This is a genomic window from Streptomyces sp. NPDC098789 (genome assembly GCF_044759975.1).
Lineage (GTDB): Bacteria > Actinomycetota > Actinomycetes > Streptomycetales > Streptomycetaceae > Streptomyces.
The window spans coordinates 76,338-102,186 of the sequence record NZ_JBIWAJ010000021.1; the positions used below are offsets into that span (position 1 = coordinate 76,338).

The 25,849-nt window shown below is 72.2% G+C and carries 28 protein-coding genes; 15 read left to right on the forward strand and 13 right to left on the reverse strand.

Going from position 1 to position 25,849, the window contains the following annotated elements; translation table 11 throughout:
• Positions 1 to 66: 66 nt before the first annotated feature.
• The 6 genes from ACIQWR_RS33015 (at position 67) to ACIQWR_RS33040 (ending at position 8,980) form a co-directional block, all read left to right on the forward strand.
• Positions 67 to 1,785: a cytochrome ubiquinol oxidase subunit I gene (locus tag ACIQWR_RS33015; RefSeq protein WP_404017244.1), complete on the forward strand. Its 1,719-nt coding sequence runs from the start codon at positions 67 to 69 to the stop codon at positions 1,783 to 1,785.
• Complete coding sequence (locus tag ACIQWR_RS33020) at positions 1,782 to 2,849, forward strand: cytochrome d ubiquinol oxidase subunit II (protein ID WP_404017246.1); 1,068 nt, start codon at positions 1,782 to 1,784, stop codon at positions 2,847 to 2,849. Before ACIQWR_RS33015 ends, ACIQWR_RS33020 begins: the two co-directional genes overlap by 4 nt.
• 36 nt (positions 2,850 to 2,885) lie before the next feature.
• Positions 2,886 to 4,670, forward strand: coding sequence for a thiol reductant ABC exporter subunit CydD (gene cydD / locus ACIQWR_RS33025; RefSeq protein WP_404017249.1), 1,785 nt, complete (start codon positions 2,886 to 2,888; stop codon positions 4,668 to 4,670).
• A complete protein-coding gene (gene cydC / locus ACIQWR_RS33030; RefSeq protein WP_404017251.1) occupies positions 4,667 to 6,466 on the forward strand; it encodes a thiol reductant ABC exporter subunit CydC in 1,800 nt (599 codons plus the stop codon). Before cydD ends, cydC begins: the two co-directional genes overlap by 4 nt.
• A 154-nt stretch (positions 6,467 to 6,620) precedes the next feature.
• On the forward strand, positions 6,621 to 8,021 hold the full coding sequence (locus ACIQWR_RS33035) for an NDP-hexose 2,3-dehydratase family protein (RefSeq protein WP_404017253.1): 1,401 nt from the start codon (positions 6,621 to 6,623) through the stop codon (positions 8,019 to 8,021).
• Entirely contained in the window at positions 8,018 to 8,980 is a 963-nt protein-coding gene (locus tag ACIQWR_RS33040; RefSeq protein WP_404017256.1) for a Gfo/Idh/MocA family protein, read from the forward strand. The genes ACIQWR_RS33035 and ACIQWR_RS33040 overlap by 4 nt, the downstream gene beginning before the upstream one ends.
• Positions 8,981 to 8,983: 3 nt before the next feature.
• Here ACIQWR_RS33040 and ACIQWR_RS33045 read toward each other — a convergent pair whose 3' ends face one another.
• The 5 genes from ACIQWR_RS33045 to ACIQWR_RS33065 all read right to left on the reverse strand — a co-directional run bounded on the left by ACIQWR_RS33045 (position 8,984) and on the right by ACIQWR_RS33065 (position 10,482).
• Entirely contained in the window at positions 8,984 to 9,265 is a 282-nt protein-coding gene (locus tag ACIQWR_RS33045; protein WP_404017259.1) for a hypothetical protein, read from the reverse strand.
• Positions 9,262 to 9,633 carry a DUF6247 family protein gene (locus tag ACIQWR_RS33050; protein ID WP_404017262.1) on the reverse strand — a complete coding sequence of 124 codons (372 nt, stop codon included), beginning with the start codon at positions 9,631 to 9,633 and terminating at the stop codon, positions 9,262 to 9,264. Before ACIQWR_RS33050 ends, ACIQWR_RS33045 begins: the two co-directional genes overlap by 4 nt.
• Positions 9,630 to 9,902, reverse strand: a complete 273-nt coding sequence (locus ACIQWR_RS33055) for a hypothetical protein (RefSeq protein ID WP_404017265.1) — start codon at positions 9,900 to 9,902, stop codon at positions 9,630 to 9,632. Before ACIQWR_RS33055 ends, ACIQWR_RS33050 begins: the two co-directional genes overlap by 4 nt.
• A gap of 83 nt (positions 9,903 to 9,985) precedes the next feature.
• Positions 9,986 to 10,111 carry a hypothetical protein gene (locus tag ACIQWR_RS33060; protein WP_404017268.1) on the reverse strand — a complete coding sequence of 42 codons (126 nt, stop codon included), beginning with the start codon at positions 10,109 to 10,111 and terminating at the stop codon, positions 9,986 to 9,988.
• Positions 10,111 to 10,482, reverse strand: a complete 372-nt coding sequence (locus tag ACIQWR_RS33065) for a hypothetical protein (protein WP_404017270.1) — start codon at positions 10,480 to 10,482, stop codon at positions 10,111 to 10,113. Before ACIQWR_RS33065 ends, ACIQWR_RS33060 begins: the two co-directional genes overlap by 1 nt.
• Before the next feature lie 240 nt (positions 10,483 to 10,722).
• On the opposite strand from ACIQWR_RS33065, the gene ACIQWR_RS33070 reads away from it, so the two are divergent.
• From ACIQWR_RS33070 to ACIQWR_RS33095, 6 genes are all read left to right on the forward strand, one after another.
• Positions 10,723 to 11,574: a DUF5753 domain-containing protein gene (locus tag ACIQWR_RS33070; protein ID WP_404017272.1), complete on the forward strand. Its 852-nt coding sequence runs from the start codon at positions 10,723 to 10,725 to the stop codon at positions 11,572 to 11,574.
• Positions 11,575 to 11,584: 10 nt separating this feature from the next.
• Positions 11,585 to 11,782 carry a hypothetical protein gene (locus ACIQWR_RS33075; protein WP_404017275.1) on the forward strand — a complete coding sequence of 66 codons (198 nt, stop codon included), beginning with the start codon at positions 11,585 to 11,587 and terminating at the stop codon, positions 11,780 to 11,782.
• Between the two features lie 112 nt (positions 11,783 to 11,894).
• Positions 11,895 to 12,092 (forward strand): hypothetical protein, encoded by a 198-nt coding sequence (locus ACIQWR_RS33080; RefSeq protein ID WP_404017278.1) that lies wholly within the window; start codon positions 11,895 to 11,897, stop codon positions 12,090 to 12,092.
• A gap of 355 nt (positions 12,093 to 12,447) precedes the next feature.
• Positions 12,448 to 13,725 carry a multidrug effflux MFS transporter gene (locus tag ACIQWR_RS33085; RefSeq protein WP_404017281.1) on the forward strand — a complete coding sequence of 426 codons (1,278 nt, stop codon included), beginning with the start codon at positions 12,448 to 12,450 and terminating at the stop codon, positions 13,723 to 13,725.
• 77 nt (positions 13,726 to 13,802) lie between these two features.
• On the forward strand, positions 13,803 to 14,066 hold the full coding sequence (locus ACIQWR_RS33090) for a hypothetical protein (protein ID WP_404017284.1): 264 nt from the start codon (positions 13,803 to 13,805) through the stop codon (positions 14,064 to 14,066).
• Between the two features lie 356 nt (positions 14,067 to 14,422).
• Positions 14,423 to 14,878 (forward strand): hypothetical protein, encoded by a 456-nt coding sequence (locus ACIQWR_RS33095; RefSeq protein ID WP_404017287.1) that lies wholly within the window; start codon positions 14,423 to 14,425, stop codon positions 14,876 to 14,878.
• Positions 14,879 to 14,969: 91 nt separating this feature from the next.
• Here the strand turns inward: ACIQWR_RS33095 and ACIQWR_RS33100 are convergent, their stop codons facing one another.
• Positions 14,970 to 15,389 carry an ester cyclase gene (locus ACIQWR_RS33100; protein WP_404017290.1) on the reverse strand — a complete coding sequence of 140 codons (420 nt, stop codon included), beginning with the start codon at positions 15,387 to 15,389 and terminating at the stop codon, positions 14,970 to 14,972.
• Positions 15,390 to 15,552: 163 nt separating this feature from the next.
• On the opposite strand from ACIQWR_RS33100, the gene ACIQWR_RS33105 reads away from it, so the two are divergent.
• Entirely contained in the window at positions 15,553 to 16,620 is a 1,068-nt protein-coding gene (locus ACIQWR_RS33105) for a glucose-1-phosphate thymidylyltransferase (protein ID WP_385776299.1), read from the forward strand.
• A gap of 14 nt (positions 16,621 to 16,634) precedes the next feature.
• Here ACIQWR_RS33105 and ACIQWR_RS33110 read toward each other — a convergent pair whose 3' ends face one another.
• Positions 16,635 to 17,843 (reverse strand): RNA-guided endonuclease InsQ/TnpB family protein, encoded by a 1,209-nt coding sequence (locus tag ACIQWR_RS33110; RefSeq protein ID WP_404017292.1) that lies wholly within the window; start codon positions 17,841 to 17,843, stop codon positions 16,635 to 16,637.
• 104 nt (positions 17,844 to 17,947) lie between these two features.
• Here ACIQWR_RS33110 and rfbB point away from each other — a divergent pair, with 104 nt between their 5' ends.
• A complete protein-coding gene (rfbB, locus tag ACIQWR_RS33115) occupies positions 17,948 to 18,940 on the forward strand; it encodes a dTDP-glucose 4,6-dehydratase (protein ID WP_404017295.1) in 993 nt (330 codons plus the stop codon).
• The gene (gene rfbD / locus ACIQWR_RS33120) at positions 18,937 to 19,827 is read left to right on the forward strand and encodes a dTDP-4-dehydrorhamnose reductase (protein WP_404017297.1); all 891 of its coding nucleotides are present in this window, start codon (positions 18,937 to 18,939) and stop codon (positions 19,825 to 19,827) included. The genes rfbB and rfbD overlap by 4 nt, the downstream gene beginning before the upstream one ends.
• A 50-nt stretch (positions 19,828 to 19,877) precedes the next feature.
• Here the strand turns inward: rfbD and ACIQWR_RS33125 are convergent, their stop codons facing one another.
• The 6 genes from ACIQWR_RS33125 to ACIQWR_RS33150 all read right to left on the reverse strand — a co-directional run bounded on the left by ACIQWR_RS33125 (position 19,878) and on the right by ACIQWR_RS33150 (position 25,809).
• On the reverse strand, positions 19,878 to 20,525 hold the full coding sequence (locus tag ACIQWR_RS33125) for an NADPH-dependent F420 reductase (protein ID WP_404017299.1): 648 nt from the start codon (positions 20,523 to 20,525) through the stop codon (positions 19,878 to 19,880).
• Positions 20,522 to 21,124: a dTDP-4-dehydrorhamnose 3,5-epimerase family protein gene (locus ACIQWR_RS33130; RefSeq protein WP_404017301.1), complete on the reverse strand. Its 603-nt coding sequence runs from the start codon at positions 21,122 to 21,124 to the stop codon at positions 20,522 to 20,524. The genes ACIQWR_RS33125 and ACIQWR_RS33130 overlap by 4 nt, the downstream gene beginning before the upstream one ends.
• A 162-nt stretch (positions 21,125 to 21,286) precedes the next feature.
• Complete coding sequence (locus tag ACIQWR_RS33135; RefSeq protein WP_404017304.1) at positions 21,287 to 22,819, reverse strand: DHA2 family efflux MFS transporter permease subunit; 1,533 nt, start codon at positions 22,817 to 22,819, stop codon at positions 21,287 to 21,289.
• A gap of 197 nt (positions 22,820 to 23,016) precedes the next feature.
• Complete coding sequence (locus ACIQWR_RS33140) at positions 23,017 to 23,487, reverse strand: ester cyclase (protein ID WP_399268917.1); 471 nt, start codon at positions 23,485 to 23,487, stop codon at positions 23,017 to 23,019.
• A gap of 144 nt (positions 23,488 to 23,631) precedes the next feature.
• Positions 23,632 to 24,204, reverse strand: coding sequence for a cupin domain-containing protein (locus ACIQWR_RS33145; RefSeq protein ID WP_404017307.1), 573 nt, complete (start codon positions 24,202 to 24,204; stop codon positions 23,632 to 23,634).
• 36 nt (positions 24,205 to 24,240) lie between these two features.
• On the reverse strand, positions 24,241 to 25,809 hold the full coding sequence (locus ACIQWR_RS33150; RefSeq protein WP_404017309.1) for an MFS transporter: 1,569 nt from the start codon (positions 25,807 to 25,809) through the stop codon (positions 24,241 to 24,243).
• Positions 25,810 to 25,849: the final 40 nt, after the last annotated feature.

Below are 25,849 nucleotides of genomic sequence, written 5' to 3' on the forward strand. Positions count from 1 at the left end.
GGGCGCCGACCACGATTGTCTAGTGTTGCTAGAAATTCTAGCGACGAAAGAATCGAGGTGAACGGAATGGCTCCCCAGGACCTGGCACGCCTTCAGTTCGGCCTCACCGTCGGGACGCACTACCTCCTCGTCACGCTCACCCTCGGGCTCGTCGCCCTCGTCGCCGTCACGCACACCCGCTGGGTGCGCACCGGCGACCCCGCGTTCAGACGGATGACCACCTACTGGGGCACCCTCTACGTCATCAACTACGCGGTCGGCATCGCCACCGGCCTGGCCATGGAGTTCCAGCTCAGCGCCAACTGGACCGGCCTGGAATCCACGGCGGCCAGCGTCTTCGGCGCGCCCCTCGCCGTGGAGACCGTGGTCTCGTTCTTCGCCGAGTCGACCTTCCTGGCCCTGTGGATCTTCGGCTTCGACCGGCTGCCCAAGTACGTCCACCTGGCATGCATCTGGGTGGTGGCCGCCGCGGCGTACACCTCGGCGGTGTGGGCCCTGCTGGCCAACGGCTTCATGCAGAACCCGGTCGCCTACACGATGCGCGACGGGCACCTCGAACTGACGAGCTTCGGGGCGCTGTTCTCCAACGCCAACGCGTGGATCGCCATCTTCCACATCACCGGCGGCGCGCTCGCGGTCGGCGGCTTCTTCATGCTCGGCATCGGCCTCCTGCTGCACCGGCGCGGCCGCGCGGACCGGTCCTTCGTCCGGCACTCCCTGAAGACGGGGGCGCACGCCGGTACCTGGGGCGCATCCCTCGTCGTCCTCAGCGGGATGGTCCAGCTCGGCAACACGAAGAAGGACCAGCCGCTCAAGGGGGCGGTGCTGGACGGCAACCAGGCGGAAGTGACGCGCCAGCTCCAGGAGTTGGCGAAGAAGTTCGGCCCGCTGGAGGGGCCGCCGTCGGGGCCCGTACTGGGCGCCCTCACCCTGATGATGATGATCGGCGGCGTGCTGCTGATCCTGGGCATCTGGGCCCTCGTATCCCTGCGCGAACCGCGCCCGCAGCACCAGCGGTACCAGCAGCCGTACCCCGGGCAGCCGTACCCCGGGCAGCCGTACCCGGGCCAGTGGCAGGCTCAGGGCCAGTGGCAGGCACAAGGGCAGGCACAAGGGCAGGGCCGCCGGGTCCACCCGGGGCAATGGCCGCCGGGCCAGGGCCCGAACGGTCCGACGGGCCAGTACGGCCGGCCGGGCCACTCGGCCCCCTATGGCCAGTACCCCCAGCACGCCCAACCCGCCCCGTACCCCCAGCCCGGCCGGCCCGGCCAGGGCCCCGGCGGTCGGACCGGCGACGTCATGCGGTCCGCCGTGCTGGCGCGGCTGCTGCCCTTCGCGATGGTGCTGCCCTTCGTCGCGAACCTCTGCGGTTGGATCGTCCGCGAGGTCGGCCGCCAGCCGTTCGTCATCACCGGCATCCTGACCACCCGCCAGGCCATGACCCCCGGCCTCGGTGCGGGGCGGCTGACCGCCTCGCTCCTGGTCCTCGTCGTCCTCGTGGTCGGTCTGCTCGGCCTCGACTGGTGGCTGCTGGCCCGGTCCGCGATGCGCGGCCCCGGCGAGAGCGGCCTCGGCCGGGCCGCGGAGCCCGCCGCCGCCTCCGCCACCGCCCAGGCCGCGGACTCCCTCGGCAGCGGCCTCGCCGCCACGGCCCACGACCCGCGCGTGGATCCCCGTACGATCCCCCGCGCGCCGCAGTCGGGCCCGTACGCCGCCGGGCCCCCCGGGGCCACCACCGCACCCGCGGCTCCCGCGGCCCCCCGGGAAGGAGCGCACCCGTCATGACCTACCCGACCCTCGCCCTCGTGGCGTTCATCGTCCTGTTCACCGGCTACCTCGTGCTCGCCGGGATCGACTACGGCGTCGGGCTCGCCCTCCCCCGCACCGGCTCCGACGCCTCCGGGCGACTGGCCGTGCTCGGGGCGGTCGGCCCGCTGCTGCTCGGCAACGAGGCCTGGCTGCTGGTCTCCATCGGCGCCCTCGCCGGAACCCTGCCCGGGCTGCGCGGCGCGCTCGTCGACGGCGCCTACCCCTACGCGCTGATCGCCTTCGCGGGGGCGCTGGCCCTGAACGCGGGCATCCAACTGCGCGGCCGGCACCCCGGCGAACGGGTCCGGCGCGCCTTCGACCTGCTGATCTGCGCGGCCGGAGCGGCAGCCGCCTTCGGCTGGGGCTGCTTCCTCGCCGTCACGGCCGCCGGGGTCTCCCTCGGCAGCGACGGTCACGTGCGGGGCGTGGCCGCCCCGAACCTCTTCACCCTGCTCGGCGGGGTGACGATGGTCGCGCTCCTGGCCACGCACGGCAGCGCCTTCATCGCGGCCCGGTTGACGGGGGACCCGGCCCGACGGGCCGCGGCGCTCACCACCATCGGCGCGACGCTCTCGGCGGCGCTGCTCGGGGTCACCGCCCTGACGGGCTTCGTCGGCGGAACCTTCGACGGCGACGCGCTGCGCCACCCGGTCCTGGCGGCGCTGGCCGTCGTCATCGGCGTGGGGGCGCTGCTCCTGACCCGCTCCCTGACCGGGAGCGGCCGGGCACGGCTCGCCCCCTGGGCGACCACGACCGCCGTGATCGCGGCGGCGGGGGCGGTCTTCGCCGGCAAGTACCCGGCCCTGCTGACCTCCACGGTCCCGGGCGTACCCGCGCCCTCGGTGGCCCAACTGGCCACCGACGAGACCGCGTTGGCGGCGGTGATCTGGACCTCCGGGCCGGTGCTGCTGATCGTGATCGCGGCGCAGGTCTACATGTGGCTGGTCCTGTGGGCGCCGGCGCGGACCGCCGTCGCCCCGACGCCGGCGCCCGGAGCGACGGCGGGGAGCACGGCGCTCGACACCCCCGCCTTCTCCTGAACCACCCGCCGCTCCCGAGAGTCAGGACAGCGACCGATGGACCTCGCCCTGGTACGGAGTTCGCCCCTGCTCCGGCGGTTCCTCGTGCACCGCGCCCTCGGCGCGGTGGTGGAAGCCGTCCTGACGCTCGTGCAGTGCGTCGTCCTGGCCTCGGTGCTCGCGGCCGCCGTCGAGCGTGGCCCGGGAGCGGCACTGCACGCCGTCCCGGTCCCGCTGCTTGCGGCCGTGATCGTCGGACGGGCCGCGCACGCCTGGTGGGACCGGGCCTCGGCGGGCGCGGCGGCCGCCCGGTACAAGGAGGAGCTGCGGGCGCGGCTCACCGAGGCCGTCACCGCGGCCGCCGTGCGCGGCCGGGGCCCGCGGCCCGCCTCGGTGGTCGCCCTGCTCGGCCGGGGCATGGACGCGCTCGACGACCACCTCGCCGGATCGATCGCCCTGCTCCCGCAGGTGGTGGTCCTGCCGCTCGCCGTCACCGGCACCATCTGGGCCGCGGACTGGGTCTCGGGCCTGGTCGTGCTCGTCACGCTGCCGCTGGTGCCGCTGCTGCTGGCACTGGTCGGCATGCACACCAAGGCCCGGACCGAAGCGCAGTGGGCGGTGCTGCTGCGCCTGGGCGGGTACTTCCTCCAGGCCCTGAACGGCCTCGCCACCCTGCGCGTCTTCGGGCAGGAGGACCGGGCCGCCGCGAGCGTGCGCGCACGGGCCGCCGAGCACCGGCGGGCGACGGTGCGGACCCTGCGCGTGGCCTTCCTCTCCACCTTCGTCATGGACACCCTGACCAGCCTCTCGGTGGCGCTGATCGCCGTCCCGGTCGGCTTCCGGCTGCTGGACGGCGCGATGCCGCTGTCGACGGGACTGGCCGTGCTGCTGCTGACCCCGGAGGCGTACCGGCCGCTGCGGCTGCTGGCCGCGCGCTTCCACGCGGCGCAGGAGGGACGTACGGTCCTGGCGCAGGTCCGCTCCGTCCTCGACGGGGACGCGGCGCGGCCGGCGCGCGTCCGCGAACGTCCGTCCCCGGTACGACCTCCCCTGGTACGACCGTCCCCGGTACGGGCCTCCCTGGTACGGCCGTTGCCCGACCCGGCCCGCTTCCCCCTGGTACTGGACCGGCTCGCCGTCGGGCACGCGCCCGGCGCTCCCGCGCTGACCGGGCTGTCCTGGCGGTTCGAGGCCGGGCGCAGCTGCGCGGTGACCGGGCCGAGCGGGGTCGGCAAGACCACCCTGCTGCGGACGGTCGCCGGCTTGCTGCCGCCGCTCGCCGGGGACCTGCGGGTGGGCGGCGTGTCGGTGGTCCCGCGCACCCCGCAGGACCGGGCTGCGTGGACGGACCGGATCGCGATGGTGCCGCAGCAGCCGCACCTGTTCGCCCTGTCGGTCGCGGACAACGTGCGACTGGGGCGGGCGGGGGCGGACGACGGCGAGGTGTGGGACGCGCTGGAGGCCGCGGGCGCGGCCGACTTCGTGCACCGCCTGCCGGACGGGGTCGCCACCCGCGTCGGCGAGGGCGGCGCCGGCCTGTCCGGCGGTGAGCGCCAGCGGATCGCGCTGGCCCGCGCGTTGCTGCGGCGCCCCTCGCTCCTACTGCTGGACGAGCCGACGGCCCGCCTCGACGGCGGTACGGAGGAGCACGTGCTCCGGGCCCTGGCGGCCGTGGCCGGCCGGGCCACGCTGCTGGTCGCCACCCACCGCCCGGCGGTGGTCGAACACACGGACAGCGTCCTGCGGCTGCCGGCGCCCATGACCACGACCGGGGTCACGGCCGGGGTGACGACGGCCCCCGCACCCGCACCCGCGCCCGCGCTCAAGGAGATCCGCCCATGACCGCCGTTCCCCCGTCCCCCGGCGCGCCCCCCGCCCCCGCTCCCGCTCCCACCCCCGCCCTCTCGCGGGCGGACGCGGCCCGGCTCGTGTGCGCCGCGCTCGCCGCCGCCCTCGGTGAGGCCTGCGCCATCGCCCTGACCGCGAGCGCGACCTGGTTGATCTGCCGGGCCTCCCAACAACCGCCGCTCGGCGCCCTGATGGTCGCGGTGGTCGCGGTGCGCGCCTTCGCCCTGGGGCGCGGCGCGCTGCGCTACGCCGAACGGCTGTGGGGTCACGACGCGACCCTGCGGATCATGGAGCGGCTGCGGGGGCGGCTGCTGACGCTGCTGGCCCCGCACGCGCCGTACGGGCTGCGCGCCTTCAGCCGCGGCGAGCTGCTGAACCGGCTCGTCGCCGACGCGGACGCGGTGCAGGACGCGCTGCTGCGGGTGGCCCTGCCGCTGCTGACCGCGCTGTTGGTGGGCGGCGGGGTCACGGTGTGGAGCGCTCTGGTGCTGCCCGCCGCCGGGTGGGCGCTGGCCGCGGGGCTGCTGCTGGCCTGCGTGGCGCTGCCGCTGCTGTCCGCGCTGACCGGGCGGCGTACGGCGGCCCGACTGTCGGCGGCCCGGGCCGACCTGGCCGCGCGGACCGTGGACGTGGTCGAGGGCGCGGAGGACCTCGCCCTGTGCGGGGCGACGGAGCGGGTGGCGCGGGGCGAGCGGGCCGCCTCGCGCGCCGTGGCCCGCCGCGAGCGGTCCGCCGCCCGCATCGCGGCCGCACTGGCCGCGGCGGCGGTCCTGGTCCAGCTCGGCACCACGGCGGCGGTGGCCGTCCTGGCCGTGCGCGCCACCGGCCCGGTGACCGCCGCGGTCCTGACCCTGGCCGCCCTGGCCACCCTCGACCTCGCCACCCCCGTCCGCACCGCCGCCGACCACCTGACCCGCCTGACCACCTCCCTGCACCGGCTGCGCGCCCTGCACTCCCTGCGCCGCCCGGTCCCCGCGGAGGGCGGCCGGGTCCTGCCCGAGGGGCCCCTCGCGCTGGAGTTCACCGACGTCGGCGTCACCCACCCCGGCAGCGCGCGCCCCGCCCTGACCGGGGTCGGGCTCCTGCTCGCGCCGGGCCGACGGATCGCGCTCGTCGGGCCCAGCGGGTCCGGGAAGAGCACGCTCGCCGGGCTGGCCCTGGGGCTGCTGGAGCCCACCACGGGCCGGGTCGCGCTGGGCGGCGTACCGCTCTCTGAGCTCGCGCCGGGCACGCTGCGGCCGCGGCTGGCCGCCGGGCTGACCCAGTACCACCACGTCTTCGCCGGCACCGTGCGCGAACACCTGCTGTTGGCCCGCCCCGGCGCGGACGAGGACCGGTTGTGGGCGGCCCTGGCCCGGGCCGGGGCCGCGGACTGGGTGCGCGGGCTGCCCGGCGGTCTCGACGCGGAGGTGAGCGAGGACGCGGCCGCGTTCTCGGGCGGTGAGCGCCGCCGCCTCGGCCTCGCGGCCGCGCTGCTCGCCGATCCGGCCGTCCTGGTCCTGGACGAGCCGACCGAGTCCCTGGCCCCGCGGGAGGCCGACGCCGTGCTCGCCGCGCTGCTCGCGCCGCGCCCCGACCGCGCGGTGCTGCTGATCAGCCACCGGACGATCGGTCTGGACGCGGCGGACGAGATCCTCGTCCTGGACGGGGGCCGCGTCGTCCAGCGCGGCACGCACGCCGAACTCCTCGCCGCACCGGGCCACTACCGGGAGCGGCACCGCACGGAACGCGCCGCCGAGGCACAGCGGCGGCCGGCCCACTCCCCGGAGCTGGCGGCAACGGCCGGCTGACCGCATGCCGTTCGGGTCTTCGATCGGATCCCCGTTCGAGTCCCTGTGCGCCCCACCTCAAGGCCCTCTCCAGCCACAGCCGATCGCGCTCCCCCATCGTCGTGGTGCGACCGGCTGCCCCTGGGCGCGCGGGACAAGGCGAAGGAGTCCACCGATGACCATCACCCAGGCAATGCCCCCGGGCGTCGTCACGAGCCTGGGGCGGCGGTTCACCCTGTCGGCCCAGGCCCTCGACAGCTCGGTGACCCCCAACCCGGTCTTCCGCGACTGGTTCGCCGAGCAGCGGCGCACCAACCGCTACGACGTGCGGCGCATCCCGTTCGCCGAACTCGTCGGCTGGCACTTCGAGGACTCCACCGGGAACCTCGTCCACGACAGCGGCCGCTTCTTCTCCGTCGAGGGCCTGCGGGTGCGCACCGAGTGGGGCGGCCACGGCGCGTCCTGGTCGCAACCGATCATCAACCAGCCGGAAGTCGGCATCCTCGGCATCGTCGTCAAGGAGTTCAACGGCGTCCTGCACTGCCTGATGCAGGCCAAGATGGAGCCGGGCAACCTCGACACGGTGCAGCTGTCCCCCACCGTGCAGGCGACCCGCAGCAACTACACGGGCGTGCACAAGGGCGCGCCCGTGCACTACATCGACTACTTCAAGCCCCCGCGGGTCGGCTCGCGGGTGCTGTTCGACTCCCTCCAGTCCGAGCAGGGCTCCTGGTTCCTGCGCAAGCGGAACCGGAACATGGTGGTCGAGGCGCTGGGCGACGTACCCGAGCACGAGGACTTCGTGTGGCTGACCCTCGGCCAGATACACCAGCTGCTCTACGAGAACAACGTGATCAACATGGACGCCCGCACCGTCCTGTCGCTGATCCCCACCTTCGCGGACGAGGGCCCCTCGCTGCACACGACGGAGCACGTCCTGTCGTGGCTCACCGAGATCAAGGCGACCCGCGAACTGGTGCAGAGCAGCCTGCCGTTGGCCGGCGTACAGGGCTGGGAGCGCACCGACCACGAGATCCGGCACGCCAGCGGCCACCACTTCAGCGTGATCGCGGCCTCGGTGTCCGCCGCCAACCGCGAGGTCCAGCGCTGGACCCAGCCGTTGCTCGCCCCCGCCGAGCAGGGCCTCGCCGCCTTCGTCGTCCGCCGGATCGGCGGCGTCCCGCACCTGCTGGCCCAGGCCCGCTCCGAGGCCGGCGTCCTGGACGTCGCCGAGCTGGGCCCGACCGTGCAGTGCCAGCCGGTTCGGGCGCTGACCCTGCCTCCCGAGCGGCAGCCGCGCTACCTGGACATGGTGCTCTCGGCGCCGAAGTCCCGGATGCTCTACGACACCGTGCAGTCCGAGGAGGGCGGGCGCTTCCACCACGCGGGCAACCGCTACGCGCTGGTGGAGGTCGGGGACGAGTTCCCCGTCGACGTACCGGAGGGCTTCCTGTGGGTGACGGCGGGCCAGCTGGCCGGCCTCCTCAAGCACAGCAACTACCTGAACATCGAAGCCCGCACGCTCCTGACCAGCCTGCGGGCGGCCTGGGCGCTGGGCGGAGCGTACGCCCTGTGAGCGCGCCGAAGGCCCTGCGCATCGGCGTCCTGGGCTGCGCCGACATCGCGGACCGCCGCATGCTGCCCTCGATGCTGCGCCAGCCGCTCGTGCGGATCACCGCGATCGCCAGCCGCACGATCGAGAAGGCCCGGCACTTCACGGACCGCTTCGGCGGCGCGCCACTGGCCGGCTACGAGAAGGTCCTGGAGCGTGCGGACGTCGACGCGGTGTACATCCCGCTGCCGCCCGAGCTGCACGTCGAATGGACGCTGCGGGCGCTGGCGGCGGGCAAGCACGTCCTCTGCGAGAAGCCCTTCGCCACCTCCCTCCCGGACGCCGAGAAGGCGGTCGCCGCGGCCCGCGAGCACGGCCTCCTCCTGATGGAGTCCTTCATGTTCCTGCACCACTCGCAGCACGCGCGGGTGCGGGAGCTGGTCGCGGACGGTGTGATCGGCGAGGTCCAGCTCTTCACCTCGGAGTTCGGCATCCCGCTGCGCCCGGGCGGGGTGCGCGCGAGCACCCTGCCGGAGGTGGCGGCGTACCCGGTCCGCGCGGCCCAGCTCTTCCTCGGCCCGGACCTGCGGGTGGCGGGCGCGCAGGTCCGCCCGGACAGCGCGTACGGTCCCCAGCCCGCCGGCAGCGCCCTGCTGACCTCCCTCTCCGGCGCGGCCGCCCACCTCGCGTACGGCGTCGAGCACTCCTACCTCAGCGGCTACGGCCTGTGGGGCAGCGAGGGCCGCCTGCGCCTGGAGCGCGCCTTCAGCACCCCGGACGACTTCACCCCGATCCTGCGCGTGGAACGCGCGACCGGCACCGAGGAGATCCCCCTCGCCCCGGACCACCACTTCACGAACATCGCGGGCACCTTCGCCCGCACCGTCCTCGAAGGGCAACCCTTCACCCCGCACGCGGAAGCGATCCTCACCCACGCCCACCTGATGGAAGCGATCGCCACGACGGCGGCGGCGACGCTCTGACCACTAGAGGTCGGTGTAGGGCGGGATCACGCGGACGATCGCGATCAGCCGCATCCGGGGCAGCGGCAGCGCGTAGAACCAACCGTCGTCCAGGAGCGGGATGCGGCGCAGCCCTCCGGGGACGCCCCTGCGGCCTCCTTCGCCAATGTCGGTGACGTCCACTCCGACATCGGCGAGGGCGACGAGTTCGTCGGCCAGGCGCTCCACTTCGGCCGTGACGTGGGCGGCCAGGCCCTTGATGACTTCGTCGGCGTTCGGGTCGTACTCCCACCGCCAGGCGGTCACCGGGCTCCGCCGTCGGCGACGCCGGCTTCGGCCGCGGCCTTGTCGAGGATCCGGCCGATCTCGGAGGCGATCGCCCGGGCCTCGTCCGGGTCGGTGACGTGGGCCGCGCGGTCTTCCAGCCGACGCAGGCGGGCGGCCATGTCGGGGTGGCGTTCGATCGCGACGTACAGGGCCCACTGGCGCAGGAAGCGGCGCACGGGGGCGGAGCTGACCTGCTCCCGGGCACGGGTGATGGCGGTGGCGCGCTCGGCATCGAACGTCGGCACCGCGTCGGGGGCGATGCGGGCCAGGGTCGCGCGCAGGTCCTCCGCGGTCGCGGCCGGCTGGGGCACGTTGCCGCCGGGCGGCTGCTCCGCCGCGGTGCTCATGCCGCCGCCACGTCATCGGTGGTGGCCGCGCGGCGGTGGGCGGCGGCCAGGGTCGAGACATGCTGGCGGGACCAGCCCACCCGGGCCGCGACCGCGGCCGGGCCGCCCCGGTCGTACCGGGCGGCGATCCGGCCGGCCGCTTCGGCGAGCGCGGTACGTGCCGCATCGAAAGCCCGGCCTCGCTCGTCCACCGTGCGGGCCAGACGGTCCAGCTCCAGGGTCTCGTGCGCGTCGAGAGCGACCCGGGTGGCGCGGGTTGTGTCTGTCATTGTCCCAGCCTGCCCCACCCGCCACCGCAACCGCAACCGCGCTTGACATCGCGGGGCGGACTCCGAGGCCGCGGCACGCACCCTCAGGCGCGCAGGTACTCCGCCGCCCCGCGCAGCGGCAGGGCCGCCCAGGTCCGGGTGCCGCCACCGGGCTCGCGGGACTCCTCGAAGCCCCAGGCCCCGCCGCACGACCGCACCACCGCGGCCATCAACCGCAGCGCCGCCCGCCGCCGAGCCTCGCAGTGCGCGGCGAGCCGGGGTGGGCATGGGCCGCGTGGCCGTCGTAGGCGGTCAGGCGCAGTGCGCCGTCGCGGTGGCGGACCGAAAGGTACAAGCTCCGCCCGGGATCCAACTGCCACCCCGCGGCGATCAGTTCACTGGCGACCTGCACGACGGCGGGGGCCAGCGGATCGAGCCGGTACGCGTGCAGGACGGCCCGCACGGCGGACCGTGCGACCTGGGCCCCGAGCGGCTCCCCGGGCACGGTGAGGCTGTAGGCGAGCGTGCCGAGCACGGGTGGCTCGCCCCCGACGCTCGCGGGCGGGGGCGGCGGACAGGTGGTGAAGGGCTGGCTGGACATCGCGGGACTCCCTGAGGTCGATGGTGACTACGGCGAGTTCGGCGCGCACGAATGGCTGACGCGGTCGCGAAGCGTGGCTCGTCGCCGAGGCCGAGGCATGCTGCGGCGATGCACTTCAACTTCCGCTGCGTGAGCGGTGAGTCACCTAACGTAGCGATAAGGGTGGCCATTTCGCCACCTGCATTGGGGAATTGACCCACTCTGTGGATTCGATGGACGCTCGCACGGCAGACTGCACCCATGCCGCCACGCACCGCACCGACAGAACGGCAGAAGCGACTGGGTGCCGAGCTCCGCCGCATAAGGCTGGCAGCGGACGTGTCCGCCGACTCCGCCGCAGGTCTGCTCGGGGTCGACCGCACGAAGGTCTCCGCCATCGAACAAGGCATCCGCACCATCAGCGAGGAGCGGTTACGTTCCCTCGCCTGCCATTGCGACTGCGCGGACGAGGCGTATGTCGACGCCCTCGTCGCCATGGCCCAGCCCCGCCAGCGCGGTTGGTGGGAGCGCTACCGCGGCGCGCTGTCCGCACCCGTCCTGGACATCGCCGAGCTGGAGTCCCACGCAACCCGTATGCGGTGCGCACACTCGGTGCACATCCCGGGCCTGCTACAGACGAGTGACCACGCACTCGCCCTCTTCCGATTCGTCGTACCCACCCTCCCCGACAAGGAGATCGCCCTCCGGTTGACCCACAGGCTGGAGCGCCAGCAGGTACTGGAGGGCGAATCGGCACCCGCGTACGTGGCGGTCGTACACGAAGCGGCACTGCGCATGCAGTTCGGCGGCCGCAAGGTGGCTCGCGCACAGCTGGAGCACCTCGCCGAGGCTGCCGAGCGGGACAACATCGTCCTACGCGTCCTGACCTTCGAAGGCGGCGGCTTCCCCGGCGCCGGCCAGACGGTCAACTACCTGGAGGGCCCCGTCCCACGATTGGACACCGTGCAGGTCGACAGCACACATGGCCCCGATTTCCTGCACACCGAGGCCCAACTGTCCAAGTACCGTGCCCAACTGGACTGGATGGAGCGTCTCAGCCTGGGACCGGAAGCCTCCCGGGACTTCATCCACCAACTGGCCCGTCAACTCTGAAAGGCAACCGATGGCCGACATCGTCTGGGAAGAAGCGTTCTGCGGCGAAGGGGCGAGCTGCTACCGGATCGGGGTGGACGCGGACGGCAACAGCTACATCGCCATCGCCGGCGCGGAGGACGCGTACCTCGCCGACACCACAGACGCCCTCCGCCAGCTGATCCGCGACATCAAAGCGGGCAAGGCCAACCACCTCCTCGCCGACTGAACCTCGGCGGTCCCGGGTCGTTCACGGTCTACCGACGACTCGCGCACAGCCGGAGCACCTCGCCGGGACGGTCGAGGGGCCCAACCGGCACGTCAACTCTGAGAGGCAACCGATGGCCGACATCGTCTGGGAAGAGCCGTTCTGCGGCGAGGGAAACTCCTGCTACCGGATCGGGGTGGACGCGGACGGCAACAGCTACATCGCCATCGCCGGCGCGGAGGACGCGTACCTCACCGACACCACAGACGCCCTCCGCCAGCTGATCCGCGACATCAAGGCCGGCAAGGCCGACCATCTCCTCGCCGACTGAATCTCGCCGAGAAAACCCCCAGATCGGCACGAGCCGACACGAGGGACGTACGACCTATCCCCTCCACGCACATGCATCCCTAAGCTCTTAGAGAACCACACAGAGCCTCACGCCCCCCGCGTGGCCCCGAAGGGAAAAACCGGGGCGAGCGGGCCCGTGTACGGGCCCACGCGGGGCCTTGGCATGCCCTGACGCCCCTTCGCGAGCGTTGCCCAGGGCCTCCCGGTCACCCCCGGGCGGCGACGCCGCCAGCGCGCCGCACAGACCCGCCCGCACCCCACCACACGGCATCTGACCTGCGAAAACGGCGTAGGTTCGACATCACCCCATCCCCCTCTCCCGCCTGGAGTGATCCTTGCCCAGCGCTGCCCGAAACACGGCCACGACCCCCACCTCCGACACCTCCAGCGGACGCGCCCCGGCTCCCCGCCTCCCCCTGGTCTTCCTGATCCTGGCGGGCCTGACCGCCCTGCCCTCCCTGTCCTCCCTGTCCTCCGACGTCTACCTACCGGCCCTGCCCGACGTCGCGGGCACCTTCCGCACCACCGCCGTCGTCGTCCAGCTCACCCTCACCTCCTGCCTGATCGGTATGGCACTGGGCCAGCTCGTCATCGGCCCCCTCTCCGACCGCCTCGGCCGCCGCCGCCCCCTGCTCGTGGGCATGGCCCTCTACACCGTGGCCTCCGTGGCCTGCGCCCTGGCCCCCACCGCGGGAACACTGATCGGCCTGCGCTTCGTACAGGGCGCGGCGGGCGCGGCCGGGATCGTGATCGCCCGCGCGATCATCCGCGACCTCTACGAGGGCGTGAAGATCGCCCAGGTCTTCTCCACCCTCATGCTCATCTCCGGCGTCGCCCCCGTCGTCGCCCCCCTCTTCGGCGCCCAGCTCCTCCACGTCACCGACTGGCGCGGCATCTTCGCCGCCCTCGCGATCCTGGGGGCGCTCATGGTCGCCACCATCGGCTTCGGCCTGCCCGAAACCCTGCCCGCCACGGCACGCCACACGCGGGGCCTGGGCCTGGCGCAGATGCGGGGCCTGCTCGCCGACCGCGTCTTCACCGGCTGCCTGTTGGCCGCGGGCGGGGCGTTCGCCGCGTTCTTCGCCTACCTCGCCGCCTCCCCCTTCGTCCTCCAGGGCCTCTACGGCGCCAGTCCCCAGACCTACGCCCTGCTCTTCGGCCTCAATGCCGCGGGCATGGTCGGCATGGGCCAGCTCAACGGCCGCTACCTGGTGCGCCGTTTCCCCGTCCATGCCGTCGTCACCGCCGGCCTCGGCCTGCTCCTCCTCGCGAGCCTGGTCATGCTCGCCCTCGCCACCGGCATGCTCGGCCACCCCGGCCTCACCCTCGTCTGCGCGGTGCTGTTCGTCCTGATCTCCAGCCTCGGCCTGCTCATCGGCAACGCCAACGCCCTCGCCATGAACCGCACCCGCCACGCCGCCGGATCCGCCTCCGCCCTCCTCGGCTCCACCAGCTTCCTCATCGGCGCCCTGGTCTCCCCGCTGGCCGGCCTCACCGACAGCGCCGTCCCCATGGCCCTCATCCAGACCCTCGCCGCCGCCGGAGCCCTGGCCGGCTTCGCACTCCTCGCCCGCGGCCCCCTCGCTGTCAAGCCACGAATTCCAGGGGCATGACCGGGCGCGCTCGACCGGGCTCAATCGATGCATGGGATCCCGCAACCGACAGCATTTCTCGCCGGAGGTGAATGACCATGACTCGGACATCCCGAAAACAGCGCTTCGCCGTACTCACGGCCTCGGCGGCCCTGGCCGCCGCGGGGGCACTGCTGCCCTCCGCCGCCGTCGCCGCGCCAACGGCGGCGCACACCGACAGCACGACGGCGATGGCGCCCAGCCATGACGGCCGCGGCTACTGCTCCGACTGGTACTGGAACTGGGACTGGGGCTGGTACTACTGCTACGGCCAGAACCGCCATCACCACCGCGACCACCACAACCACCACCACAACCACTGAGGCGACCGAGCACCACGCCTCCACGGTCCGGGCCGGGGAGAAAGCCCCCCGACCCGGGCCGCGGAGCGCGAGTCCCTCCGAGGACGGAACCTGCGGCCCTCCCCGTCGACAATGGACCGGGCAGGGCTCACGCCTCCCTACGGCGTCCCCAAGCCACTTCGAACCACCTGGATACCGCCAACCATCCTTCTTTCAGCGGTAGTTGACTACCACTGGGACGGGAGTGACGGAACCCCCGCGGCGGGGCGCGTCAGGCCGGGGATTCACCCATGTCCCCTTTTTCCCAAAGGCGTCTCGCGTCGCCACCAAGGGGATAGCGTGCTGTCGTCCGACAGCACCTCGGGGGGTGGGATGTGATGGGCACCAGGAGCCTGGGCGCGTCGATTCACGCGAGGCACGCGCACATCATCGAGACCAAAGTGACCGGCTCGAAGTGGACGACGAGTATGGTCAGCTACCCGATCCCGGTGGACCGCCCGCCCCGGGGGGCGGTGCGTGCGGTCCTCGTCTGCAATCGCTGCGAGAAGGAGGTTCCGTACCGGATCCTGGGCACCCTGCCCACCCGGGTGCGGCGGGCGCTGTGGCTCCTGCTGGCCCTGGCCGGGGCGGCCGCCATCTACTTCTGCGTGTTCCGCGTGGACCAGACGCTGGAGGCGCTCGGCGGCTCGGGCACCGCGTTCACCGTCGTCTTCGGCGGCGCGGCGGCCGGGCTCTACTCCCTGATCGGGGGTATCTCCAGGTGGTGGCGGGAGGACGGGGTCACGATCACGAAGTCGAAGGTCAAGGACTTCAAGCACAAGGTGCACCGCTGACACCCGGACCGTCCGCCGCCCACCCGCGGCCCGGGCGGGCGGCGCCGCGGGTGTTCGACGTCTCCATGGCAGGGTGCTGCGAGAGGTGCCGCTACTCCCCCTGGAGCGCGTAGAAGTCCGCGCCCAGTTGGTGGAACATGCCCGCCACGTCCAGCTGGTCCCAGTGCTCGGCCAGCAGGCCGTTCTCGACGCGCCAGATGTCGATCGACTGGAAGTTCAGGCTGCGGCCCGTGGCCGGTATGCCGAAGAAGGGGCCCTGGTGGGTGCCCGAGTACTCGAAGCGGCCCGCGACGCGGTCGCCGTCGACGATCAGGTCGTGGGCGACGACCTTGACGTCGGGGAAGGCGTCGAAGATGGACTGGAAGAAGGCCGTGTTGGCCTCGATGCCGTCCGCGACGATCGGATTGTGGTCGATGTGGTCCGCGGCGGTGTGCTCCGCCATCGTGCTCACGTCGTGGCTGTTGATCATGTCCACGAAGCGCTGGACGAGGTCCCGGTGGTTCTCCGACATGGGTGTGTGCCTGCCTCTCGTGACGGCTCGCGCCGCTCATCGCCGCTGCACACCGACCATCCGCAAGGACGGTGGAGCCCCGCTGGAGCGGGGGCGGGTCCACGACCCGGCTCAAGGCGAACCCCCACCCCGGCTCAAGTGACCGCTTCTAGCCTCTGGTGCCATGAAGGCTCTCGTACTCTCCGGCGGGGCCGGAACCCGCCTGCGCCCCCTCACCCACACATCCGCCAAGCAGCTCGTGCCCGTGGCGAACAAGCCGGTGCTCTTCTACGGCCTGGAAGCGATCGCGGACGCAGGCATCACCGAGGTCGGGATCGTCGTCGGGGACACCGCCGACGAGATCCGCGAAGCCGTCGGCGACGGCTCGAAGTTCGGCATCGAGGTCACCTACATCCCGCAGACCGCGCCGCTGGGCCTCGCCCATGCCGTCGTCATCGCCCGGGAGTTCCTGGCCGACGAGGACTTCGTCATGTACCTCGGCGACAACTTCATCGTCGGCGGGATCTCCGACCTCGTCGACTCCTTCCGCGCGGACCGCCCCACCGCTCAGATCCTGCTCACCCAGGTCTCCGACCCGAAGTCCTTCGGCGTCGCCGAGCTCGGCCCCGACGGCCGGGTGGTGGGCCTGGAGGAGAAGCCCGAGGTCCCCAAGAGCGACCTCGCGCTCGTCGGCGTCTACCTCTTCACGCCCGCCGTGCACGACGCCGTGCGCGCCATCAAGCCCTCCTGGCGCGGCGAGCTGGAGATCACCCACGCCCTGCAGTGGCTGATCGACGCGGACCTCGACGTCCGGTCCACGACGATCTCCGGTTACTGGAAGGACACCGGGAACGTCAACGACATGCTGGAGGTCAACCGCTCCGTCCTGGAACGCGCCGAGCCCCGCATCGAGGGCCTGGTCGACGCCGCGAGTGAGATCATCGGCCGGGTGCAGATCGACGAGGGCGCCCAGGTCAGCGACTCGCGCATCGTCGGCCCCGCCGTGATCGGCGCGGGCAGCGTGATCGCCGGCTCGTACATCGGGCCGTTCACCTCGATCTCCCGGGACTGCACGATCACCGACAGCGAGATCGAGTTCTCCATCATCCTGGACGGCTCCTCGGTCCGCGGCGCCAGCCGCGTCGAGGCCTCGATCATCGGCCGCAACGTGGAGGTGACCCCCGCCCCCCGGGTCCCCGCGGCCCACCGTCTCATCCTCGGCGACCACAGCAAGGTGCAGATCTCCTCTTGACCTCGCCCCTCTCCTCAGGAGGAGAGGGTTCCTTCCCTCACGGGTCGGGATTTCTGCTTCGCTGACCGCCGCCCCTCAGGAGAGTTCCGTTGAGGTCCTACGCCGTCTCCACAGACTGCGACCGCCAGCCCGGCGGCCAGGAGGTTGACCGCCGCATTCACGTCCCGGTCATGGGTCGTACCGCAGCCCCCGCACGTCCACCGGCGAACGCCCAGGGGGAGCACGTCAGCGAGCCTTCCACAGGAGGAACAGAGTTTCGTGCTGGGGAACCACCGGTCGATCACGATCAGCTCACGCCCGTACCAGGCGCATTTGTACTCCAGCATCGACCGGAGCATCGCCCAGCCCGCGTCCGACACGGATCGGGCGAGGGCGTGGTTCCCGAGCATGTTCCGTACGGGCAGGTCCTCGATCACGAGCGTTTGGTTGTCACGCACGAGCCGGGTCGACAGCTGGTGAAGCGCGTCCCGCCGCCGGTCGGCGACGCGAGCATGGATCCTGGCAACTTTCACCCGCGCCTTGAACCTGTTCCGCGACCCCTTTTCCTTTCGGGCCAGTTCCCTCTGCGCACGGGTCAGTCGGGCACGTTCCCTCCGGCCGTGCCGGGGATTGCCGATCTTCTCCCCCGTGGACAACGTCACCAGCGAGGTGATGCCGACGTCGATTCCGACGGCCCGGGTACCACCGGACAGCTCTGCTGGAACGTCTTCGCACAACAACGAGACGAAGTACCGGCCGGCCGCGTCACGGGACACCGTCACCGTGCTCGGCTCCGCGCCTTCCGGCAACGGCCGCGACCACACGACGTCCAGCGGGTCCTTCATCTTCGCCAGCGTGAGCTGACCACCGCGGAGCACGAAGGCGGAGCGCGTGTATTCGGCAGTCGCCCGCGAGCGCTTCTTGGACTTGAACCTCGGGTGCCTCGCGCGCTTGTCCCAGAAAGCCGCGAATGCGCTCTGCACATGCCTGAGCGCCTGTTGCAACGGTACCGAGGAGACGTCCGCCAGGAACGCCAGTTCCTCGGTCCGCTTCCACTGTGTCAACATCGCCGAGGTCCGCGCGTACGTCACCCGTTCCCCGCGTCCCCAGGCCTCCGACCGGGCGGCCAGGGCCAGGTTGTACACCTTCCGCACGCACCCGAAGGTCCGGGAAAGCGCGGCTGCCTGCACGGCAGTGGGATGGAAGCGATACCTGAAAGCCCGCTTCACGGTCCGGGACCTCATGGTCCCCGACGCTATGCAACCCGACCACGAGAGATCAACCTCTGGTCAAAGCACCACGCAACACCACGGCCCGAAAGCCGGGGATTCCATCCGAGGAGATTCCGTTGACCACCACACGCATCCTCGTCACCGGCGGGGCGGGGTTCATCGGTTCGCACTACGTCCGTACGCTGCTCGGGCCCGCCGGCCCCGGGGACGTGGCGATCACCGTGCTCGACAAGCTCACCTACGCGGGCAATCCCGCGAACCTCGATCCGGTGCGCGGCCACCGCGGGTTCCGGTTCGTCCAGGGGGACATCTGCGACGTCGCGCTCGTCGCCGAGTTGGTGGCCGGGCACGACCAGGTGGTGCACTTCGCCGCCGAGTCGCACGTGGACCGTTCCATCCTGGGCGCGGCCGAGTTCATCACCACCAACGTGCTCGGTACGCAGACGCTGCTGGACGCCGCGTTGCGCCGCCCCGGTGGCCCCGTACCGTTCCTGCACGTGTCCACGGACGAGGTGTACGGGTCGGTGGCCGAGGGGTCCTGGCCGGAGACCGATCCGCTGAAGCCGAACTCGCCGTACGCCGCCTCCAAGGCGTCCTCGGACCTGGTGGCGCTGTCGTACCACCGGACGCACGGCCTGGACGTGCGGGTGACCCGCTGCTCGAACAACTACGGGCACCACCACTTCCCCGAGAAGGTCATCCCGCTGTTCGTCACGAACCTGCTCGACGGGCTGCGCGTACCGCTCTACGGCGAGGGCCTCAACGTCCGCGACTGGTTGCACATCGACGACCACGTCCAGGGCCTGGAGCTGGTGCGTACGGGCGGACGCGCGGGCGAGGTGTACAACATCGGCGGCGGCACCGAGCTGAGCAACAAGGAGCTGACCACCCTGCTCCTGGACCTGGCCGGCGCGGGCTGGGACCGGGTCGAGCACGTCGCCGACCGGCTCGGCCACGACCTGCGCTACTCGGTGGACTGCACGAAGATCTCCACCGAGCTGGGCTACCGGCCCCGCAAGGAGTTCGACCAGGGCCTCGCCGAGACCTTCGCCTGGTACCGGGACAACCGCGCCTGGTGGGAGCCCCTCAAGCAGAAGGCCGCCCTGTGAGCCACTGGCTGGTCACGGGCGCGGACGGGCTGCTGGGCCGGGACCTGCGGGCGGCGCTGGCGGCGGCCGGGCAGCCGGCCGTGTGCCTGGGCCGCGGGGAGCTCGACGTGCGCGACCGGCGGGCGGTGCGGGCGGCGATCGCCGCGCACCGGCCGGTGGTGGTGGTCAACGCGGCCGCGTACACGGACGTCGACGCCGCCGAGACGCACCAGGCGCAGGCGCAGCACGTCAACGGCGCGGCGCCGCTGCACCTGGCGAGCGCGTGCGGGGAGTTCGGCGCGCTGCTGCTGCACCTGTCCACGGACTACGTGTTCTCCGGCGAGGCGCGCGTCCCGTACCCGGAGGACGCGCCGCCGGCGCCGCGGACCGCGTACGGGCGCAGCAAGCTGGAGGGCGAACGGGCGGTGCTGCGGCTCCTGCCGTGGACCGGGTACGTCGTGCGGACGGCCTGGCTGTTCGGGGAGGGCGGCGACAACTTCGTCTCCACGATGATCCGCCTGGAGCGGGAGCGGGAGTTCGTCGACGTCGTCGAGGACCAGCGGGGTCAACCCACCTGGAGCCTGGACGTCGCCGACCGGCTCGTGTCGCTCGGCCGGGCGGCCCGGCTCGGCGCGGCCCCGGGCATCTACCACGCCACCAGCGGCGGCGACTGCACCCGACTGGAGCTGGCGCGCGAGGTGTTCCGGCTGCTGGGCGCGGATCCCGGACGGGTCCGGCCCCTCGTCGGCCCCGCCGCGGGGGCGCGGCGCCCGGCGTACGGCGTGCTGGAGCGCGGCCGTTGGGAGGCGGCCGGCATCGAGGTGATCCGGGACTGGCGCGAGGCGCTTGCGGCGGCGATGCCGGCGCTGATGGCGAAGGCAGGTGCGCGGGTGCTGGCCACCACGTGACAGCGGATACGACGTGAGCGGCGGCCGGGGGAGGAACTCCCGGCCGCCGTTCAGTGCGCGATGGCGAGGCCGAACGGGACGAAGCCGTGCCGGGTGATGAAGGGGCCCAGCATCAGGACGGACCATTCGAGGGCGCGCGCGGTGTACAGGCCGCCGAGGTCGAGGATCCACTCCCGCGGCCAGCCCAGGTCCACCAGCAGCGCCGACAGTTCTTCCTTGGCCCGCGGGTCGTCGCCGCAGAGGAAGGCCGTGGCGGGGACGGGCAGGATCCGCGGGGCGGTCATCACGCGGTGGTCCATGGTGTTGAGGGCCTTGACGACCCGGGTCCGCGGCAGGACCCGCTGGATCTCCTCCGCGAGGCTGCTGTGCGGGTGGAGGGGCGCGGCGGGGAAGCCCTCGGGGCTGCGTTCGGCGGCGTTGGACACGTCGACCAGGACCCGCCCGCGCAGGGCGGGTTCGAGGCCGCCGAGCAGGGCGACGGAGACCTCGCCGGGGGTGGTGTTGAAGACGATCCCGGCGTTCTCGGCTGCCTCGGCGTGGCCGGTGAAGCGGACGCCCGCCGCGAGCGCGGGGTCGTCGCCGGGGCGGCGGCGGTCGGGCCGGGTGGTGCCGGTCAGCACCCGGTGGCCGGCGGCGGCCAGCCCGGTGGCCAGGCTGGTCCCGACGGCCCCGGAGCCGAGGACGGCGATGTCCGTCACGGACGGTGGCCGGGCCCGTAGGAGGCGACGGCCTGCTCGTACGTGGGCAGCAGTCCCAGCGCCACGGCCTCCGCGAGGGTCGGGGCCAGGGCGTCCTTCTCGGACCTGACGAGCTCCGCGGTGGTGTTCCACGGGATGCCCAGGGCCGGGTCGAGGGCCTGGATGTCGACCATGGTGCCCGGTACGTACTCCTCGGAGCAGAGGTAGTTCATGCAGGTGTCGTCGGTGAGCGCGAGGAAGGCGTGCCCGAGGCCGTCGGCGAGGTAGACGCCGATGCCCGACTCCGCTTCCTGCACGGTGGTGTCGAACATGCCGAAGGTCGGCGAGCCGACGCGCAGGTCGACGACCACGTCGAGGGCGGCGCCGCGCACGCAGGTGACGAGCTTCGCCTGGCCGGGGGGCAGGGTGGTGGCGTGGATGCCGCGCAGGGTGTGGCGGGACGAGACCGAGAAGTTGACCTGCTTGACGGTGAAGGGCTGGCCGCTCAGTTCCGTGAGTTCGCCGATGCGCCAGGCCTCGAAGAAGCGGCCGCGGTTGTCGGTCAGCTGCGACGGCGTGATCCGGAAGGCGTCCCGGACCTTCATCTCCTCAATTGCCATGCTTCCTCGGTTCGTTGTCGAAGTCGTGAACAGCGGGCCCTCCGATCGTCGGGGCGGCCGCTCCGGCCCCGCTCGAACCCGGTTGGAGCGGTCGGGCACGGCCGACGGCCCCCGCGCACGGGACGCGGGGGCCGACGGTGTGTCCGATTCGCTGGCGGTCGGTCAGCGCACCGACGCGGGAGCCGGCTTGTCCGCCGCGGCCTTGTCCGCCGCGGCCTTGTCCGCGGGGGCCTTGGCCGTGGGCGGTGCCACGGCGTGGGACCCCTGCGCCGCCGGGGCGGAGAGCTCGGGCTGGACGCCCTTGCCCTTGCCGGGGGCGATCAGCATGGACAGGGTGGCGAGGGCGACCCCGATGGCGCCGACCCACATGGCCGGGACCAGTCCGTCCACGAAGTTCTGCGGAGAGGCGTAGCCGCCGTTGGCGCTGAAGATGGAGGCCAGCAGCGCGACGCCGAGCGCCGCGCCGACCTCACGGGTGGCGGCGGTGACGCCGGAGGCGATGCCCTGCTCCTCCTCCTTGACGGAGCCCATCGTCAGGTTCATCAGCGGTGCGTAGAAGAGGGCCATGCCTGCGCCGCAGATCATGAGGGAGGGCAGCTGGGCGACGTAGGAGACGTTCGGTTCGAGGATGAAGGCCCAATAGACCATGCCGCCGGTCATCATCGCGAGACCGAGGGTGACGACGGGCTTGCCGCCGATCTTGTCGGAGACCATGCCGCCGATCGGGGCGACGACCATCGGCATCGCGGTCCAGGCCAGCAGCCGGACGCCGGCCTCCATGGCGCTGTAGCCCTGGATGCTCTGGAGGAACTGGGTCATCAGGAAGATCGCGCCGAACATGCCGACCGACATCAGGGTGCCGGCCAGGTTGATCGCGGTGAACGCCCGGATCTTGAAGAGGCGCATGGGGACCATCGGGTGCTCGGTCTTGTTCTCCCAGACCACGAAGACGGCCATCACGACCACGCCGCCGATGAGGGAGGCGAGGACGACGGGAGAGGTCCAGCCGTCCCCGTGGCCCTTGATCAGGCCGAGGACGATGCCGAAGAGGCCGATGCTGGCGAGGATGGTGCCGACGGCGTCCAGCCGCGAGTTCGCGACCTTGCTCTCGGTGAGCTTGCGCCAGGAGATCGGGGCCAGGGCCAGGCCGATCGGGACGTTGAGCCAGAAGATCCACTGCCAGGACAGGTGCTCGACGATCGCACCGCCGACGAGCGGGCCGGCCGCGATCGACAGGCCGTTGACGGCGCCCCAGATGCCGAGCGCCGTACCGCGCTTCTCGGCGGGGACGGCGGCGGTCAGCAGGGTGACCGACAGCGGCATGATGATGGCCGCGCCGGCGCCCTGGACGGCGCGGAAGGCGATGAGTTCGTTGATGCCGGGCGCGAGCGCCGCGGCGGCCGAGGCGCCCGTGAAGAGCAGCAGGCCGAGGACGAACATCCGGCGACGGCCGAAGCGGTCACCGAGCGCGGCACCGAACATCATCAGGACCGCGAAGGACAGGGTGTAGGCGTTGACCGTCCATTCGAGATCCGTGAGGCTGCCGCCGAGTTTCTCGCGGATGGTGGGCAGCGCCGTGATGATCACGAGGTTGTCCAGCCCTGCCATGAAGGAGGCGAGGCTCGTGGTGAGGATGGCCCAGAAGACCACCCCCTTTGCTCCACCGGCCGAGGCTGGGGGGTTGACGGTGCTCATCCGAGCATCCTTTCTGGAGGCAATGTCAGTAGGAGATGCTCATAACTCATCCGTGACACAGGCCGTTTCGGCGCTCACGACGCTACGGAACCGGACTACAGCCCTCCTCGATTCGTGGTGGACCCATGGACACGCGAAGCCACCCTCCCCGGAAGGGGAGGGTGGCTCGGGTCGGACGCGGTGCGGGAGGTCGGAGGTCAGCCCAGCTGGCGCTGGAAGGTCGCCATGTCGAAGTACAGCGTCTCGTCGACCAGGACGTCCCCGTCGAAGTGGAAGAACACCGCGACGGGGGCGTCGATGGACTTGCCGAGGTTGGGTATGCCCCGGTAGTCCGCTTCCTGCTTGCCGCGGGCCTGGGCCTCCAGGATCACGGCGGTGGGGGTGTGGTGGACGTGGTGCAGGTCGTGGTCCAGGTTCGGGAAGGCCGCCTTGAGGTCGGCGAAGTAACCCTTCTTGATGGCTTCTTCACCGATCAGCGGGCTCTCTTCGAAGGCCTGGATGCGGTAGATGCCGCCGCGCGGGAAGGTGGCGAGCACGCCGTCGATGTCCCAGGCGATCTCGGCGACGGTGTGCGCGAGGACGACCGCCTCGCGGCGCTTGCGCAGGTCGGCGTCGGGCTGCGGGAGATCCGCACCGGGCAGGGTGAATTCGTGCTGTTCGGTGGCCATGACCGTTCCTCCACGCGTTCGACCGGCTTGATGTCGCAGACGCTAGGGCCGCGACCTCGCGTACGGCTCGAACGTCAGGCCGGACGGGCCGGTCGGTCGGGCCGGTCGGTCGGGCCCCACCGAAGAGCCCGGATCAGTGGCCGGTCAGGCCCCCGCCGCCACCGGCTGGCTGCGCTGCTGCTGCGGCGGCTTGTAGAACGGCCGGTAGCCGCAGGCCAGGCCGACCGGAGCGAGCAGGGTGCACAGGGCCATGTCCAGGGCGAAGGGCCGGCCGGTGATCACCCGGTACTCGTCCCGGAAGCCGAGCGCGAGCAGCGGCATCTGGAGCTTGGGGCCGTCCGCGGTGAGCCGGCCCTCGTTGGCCAGGCCCCACAGCGTCTCGAAGACCCGCTCGGTCTGGTAGGCGGGGGTGGTGCGCCAGACCATCCGGGTGGTCTCGGGACCCGGGTTCCACATGGAGTGCGGCACGCCCGGCGGGATGTAGAACTCGCTGCCCTCGGGGTACTCGTGCTCGACGCCGTTCAGCTGGATGACGATGCGGCCGCCGCGCACCCGCATGGCCTCGGTCTGCCTGGGGTGGTAGTGGACGGGCGGCTTCAGGACGGTCGGGGCGTACTCGACCTCGACCTCCACGTAGGCGCCGTTCGTCTGGGACGAGGTGGTCAGGAAGGTGAGCTTGTCCTGTCCGAGCTGGAGGGTGTCTCCGGGGCGGGCCATCGGATGCCTCTCTGATCTGGGGTGGTCGGTCGTCGGTCAGACGGTGGTGGTGCTCGGGGCGGTGGCGGTGGTGGTGCTCGGGGCGGAGGAAGTGACGGCGGAGGCGGAGGTCCGCGTCCGGCGCCGCCCGGGGAGTCCGAAGAAGGCGTTGAGCAGGTTCAGTACGCCGATGCCCACCGCGATCCAGAAGCCCAGGTGCAGTCCGTCCACCCAGGCGATCGCCGGGAGCCGCCCGTCGGCGAGTTCGCCGGTGGTGCGGGTCATGGCGCTGGTGGCCACGGTCGCCACGCCGAGCGAGGCTCCGACCTGGAAGGCGGCGACCAGCACTCCGGAGGCGATGCCCTGCTGCTCCTGCGGGATGTCGGACACCCCGTGGACGTTGACCGGGATGCCGCAGCACTGCATGGAGGCGCCCAGGATCAGCAGCGCCGGCAGCACGTCGAGGAGGTAGTTCCCGTCGTGCGGGGCCCGGGTGAGCAGGAGCAGTCCGAGGACGGAGCCGATCGCGCCGAAGAGGTAGACGGGGCGGGGGCCGGACTTGTGCATGATCCGGGTGGCCGGGGCGGTGATCAGGATGGCGATCACGCCGAGCGGCAGGAAGGCGAAGCCCGACTTGAGGGTGGAGTAGCCCAGGGTGCGCTGGAGGTAGTAGCTGCTCAGGAAGAGCACGGAGGCCTGGACCCCGCTGGTCAGGATGCGGCCGAGGCCGGCGGTGACCAGGGAGCGGGTGGCGAAGAGCTGGAGCGGCATCAGCGGGTCTGCGACCTTGCGCTCGACCACGACGAAGCCGACCAGCAGCGCCACCGCGGCGATGGCCGGGGCGATGACGTACGGGATCGAACCCCAACCCTTGTCCTGGATGTTGACGATGGCGTACACGAGGGAGGCCAGTCCCCCGGTGACGGCGACGGCGCCCAGGATGTCGGGGGTGGACTCGCTCCTGGCCTCGGTGCGGCCGCTCGCCAGGATCAGCACGCCGATCACGGCGACGACCCCGAAGGGGATGTTGATGTAGAAGATCCAGCGCCAGTTCAGGCTGTCGGTGATCAGGCCGCCCGCGATGACGCCGAGGGTGCCGCCGAGGCCGGCCAGGGCGGCCCAGATGGCGAGGGCGGTGGTCCGCTCCTTGCCCTTGGGGAAGGTCGTGGTGACCAGGGACATCGCGGCCGGGGACAGGAAGGCCGCGCCACACCCCTGGAGGGCGCGCGCGGCGATGAGCAGGCCGGTGCCGTCGGCCAGGCCGCAGAGTAAGGAGGCCGCGGTGAACAGGACGGCGCCGAGCAGGAAGGTGCGCCGGCGCCCCCAGCGGTCGGCGGTGCGTCCGCCGAGCAGCATCAGGCCGCCGAAGCACAGGATGTAGGAGGTCAGCACCCATTCGATGCCGGTGGCGGTGGCCTTGAGGTCGGACTGGATCGCGGGCAGGGCGAGGTTCACCACGGTGGTGTCGAGGAGCACCATGAATTGGGCGAGGGCGACGAAGACGAGCAGGCGCCATCGTCGCGGGTCGGGCGGGGTGTCGTTGCCCGGGCCGTGCGCGGACGGGGACGCGGACGCGGCGGCCGGTGCCCGGTCCTGGGTACGGGGTGCGTTCTTCTCGGTGTTCATGGCTCCCTCTCGGGTGGGCCCGTCGCTCCCGGCCCCGCGG

Coding starts and splice junctions, on each gene's coding strand:
- ACIQWR_RS33015 (WP_404017244.1), top strand. CDS start 67: ATGGCTCCCCAGGACCTGGCACGCCTTCAGTTCGGCCTCACCGTCGGG.
- ACIQWR_RS33020 (WP_404017246.1), top strand. CDS start 1,782: ATGACCTACCCGACCCTCGCCCTCGTGGCGTTCATCGTCCTGTTCACC.
- cydD (WP_404017249.1), top strand. CDS start 2,886: ATGGACCTCGCCCTGGTACGGAGTTCGCCCCTGCTCCGGCGGTTCCTC.
- cydC (WP_404017251.1), top strand. CDS start 4,667: ATGACCGCCGTTCCCCCGTCCCCCGGCGCGCCCCCCGCCCCCGCTCCC.
- ACIQWR_RS33035 (WP_404017253.1), top strand. CDS start 6,621: ATGACCATCACCCAGGCAATGCCCCCGGGCGTCGTCACGAGCCTGGGG.
- ACIQWR_RS33050 (WP_404017262.1), bottom strand. CDS start 9,633: ATGAGCACCGCGGCGGAGCAGCCGCCCGGCGGCAACGTGCCCCAGCCG.
- ACIQWR_RS33055 (WP_404017265.1), bottom strand. CDS start 9,902: ATGACAGACACAACCCGCGCCACCCGGGTCGCTCTCGACGCGCACGAG.
- ACIQWR_RS33060 (WP_404017268.1), bottom strand. CDS start 10,111: ATGGCCGCGGTGGTGCGGTCGTGCGGCGGGGCCTGGGGCTTCGAGGAG.
- ACIQWR_RS33065 (WP_404017270.1), bottom strand. CDS start 10,482: ATGTCCAGCCAGCCCTTCACCACCTGTCCGCCGCCCCCGCCCGCGAGC.
- ACIQWR_RS33070 (WP_404017272.1), top strand. CDS start 10,723: ATGCCGCCACGCACCGCACCGACAGAACGGCAGAAGCGACTGGGTGCC.
- ACIQWR_RS33075 (WP_404017275.1), top strand. CDS start 11,585: ATGGCCGACATCGTCTGGGAAGAAGCGTTCTGCGGCGAAGGGGCGAGC.
- ACIQWR_RS33080 (WP_404017278.1), top strand. CDS start 11,895: ATGGCCGACATCGTCTGGGAAGAGCCGTTCTGCGGCGAGGGAAACTCC.
- ACIQWR_RS33090 (WP_404017284.1), top strand. CDS start 13,803: ATGACTCGGACATCCCGAAAACAGCGCTTCGCCGTACTCACGGCCTCG.
- ACIQWR_RS33095 (WP_404017287.1), top strand. CDS start 14,423: ATGGGCACCAGGAGCCTGGGCGCGTCGATTCACGCGAGGCACGCGCAC.
- ACIQWR_RS33100 (WP_404017290.1), bottom strand. CDS start 15,389: ATGTCGGAGAACCACCGGGACCTCGTCCAGCGCTTCGTGGACATGATC.
- ACIQWR_RS33105 (WP_385776299.1), top strand. CDS start 15,553: ATGAAGGCTCTCGTACTCTCCGGCGGGGCCGGAACCCGCCTGCGCCCC.
- ACIQWR_RS33110 (WP_404017292.1), bottom strand. CDS start 17,843: ATGAGGTCCCGGACCGTGAAGCGGGCTTTCAGGTATCGCTTCCATCCC.
- ACIQWR_RS33130 (WP_404017301.1), bottom strand. CDS start 21,124: ATGGCAATTGAGGAGATGAAGGTCCGGGACGCCTTCCGGATCACGCCG.
- ACIQWR_RS33135 (WP_404017304.1), bottom strand. CDS start 22,819: ATGAGCACCGTCAACCCCCCAGCCTCGGCCGGTGGAGCAAAGGGGGTG.
- ACIQWR_RS33140 (WP_399268917.1), bottom strand. CDS start 23,487: ATGGCCACCGAACAGCACGAATTCACCCTGCCCGGTGCGGATCTCCCG.
- ACIQWR_RS33145 (WP_404017307.1), bottom strand. CDS start 24,204: ATGGCCCGCCCCGGAGACACCCTCCAGCTCGGACAGGACAAGCTCACC.
- ACIQWR_RS33150 (WP_404017309.1), bottom strand. CDS start 25,809: ATGAACACCGAGAAGAACGCACCCCGTACCCAGGACCGGGCACCGGCC.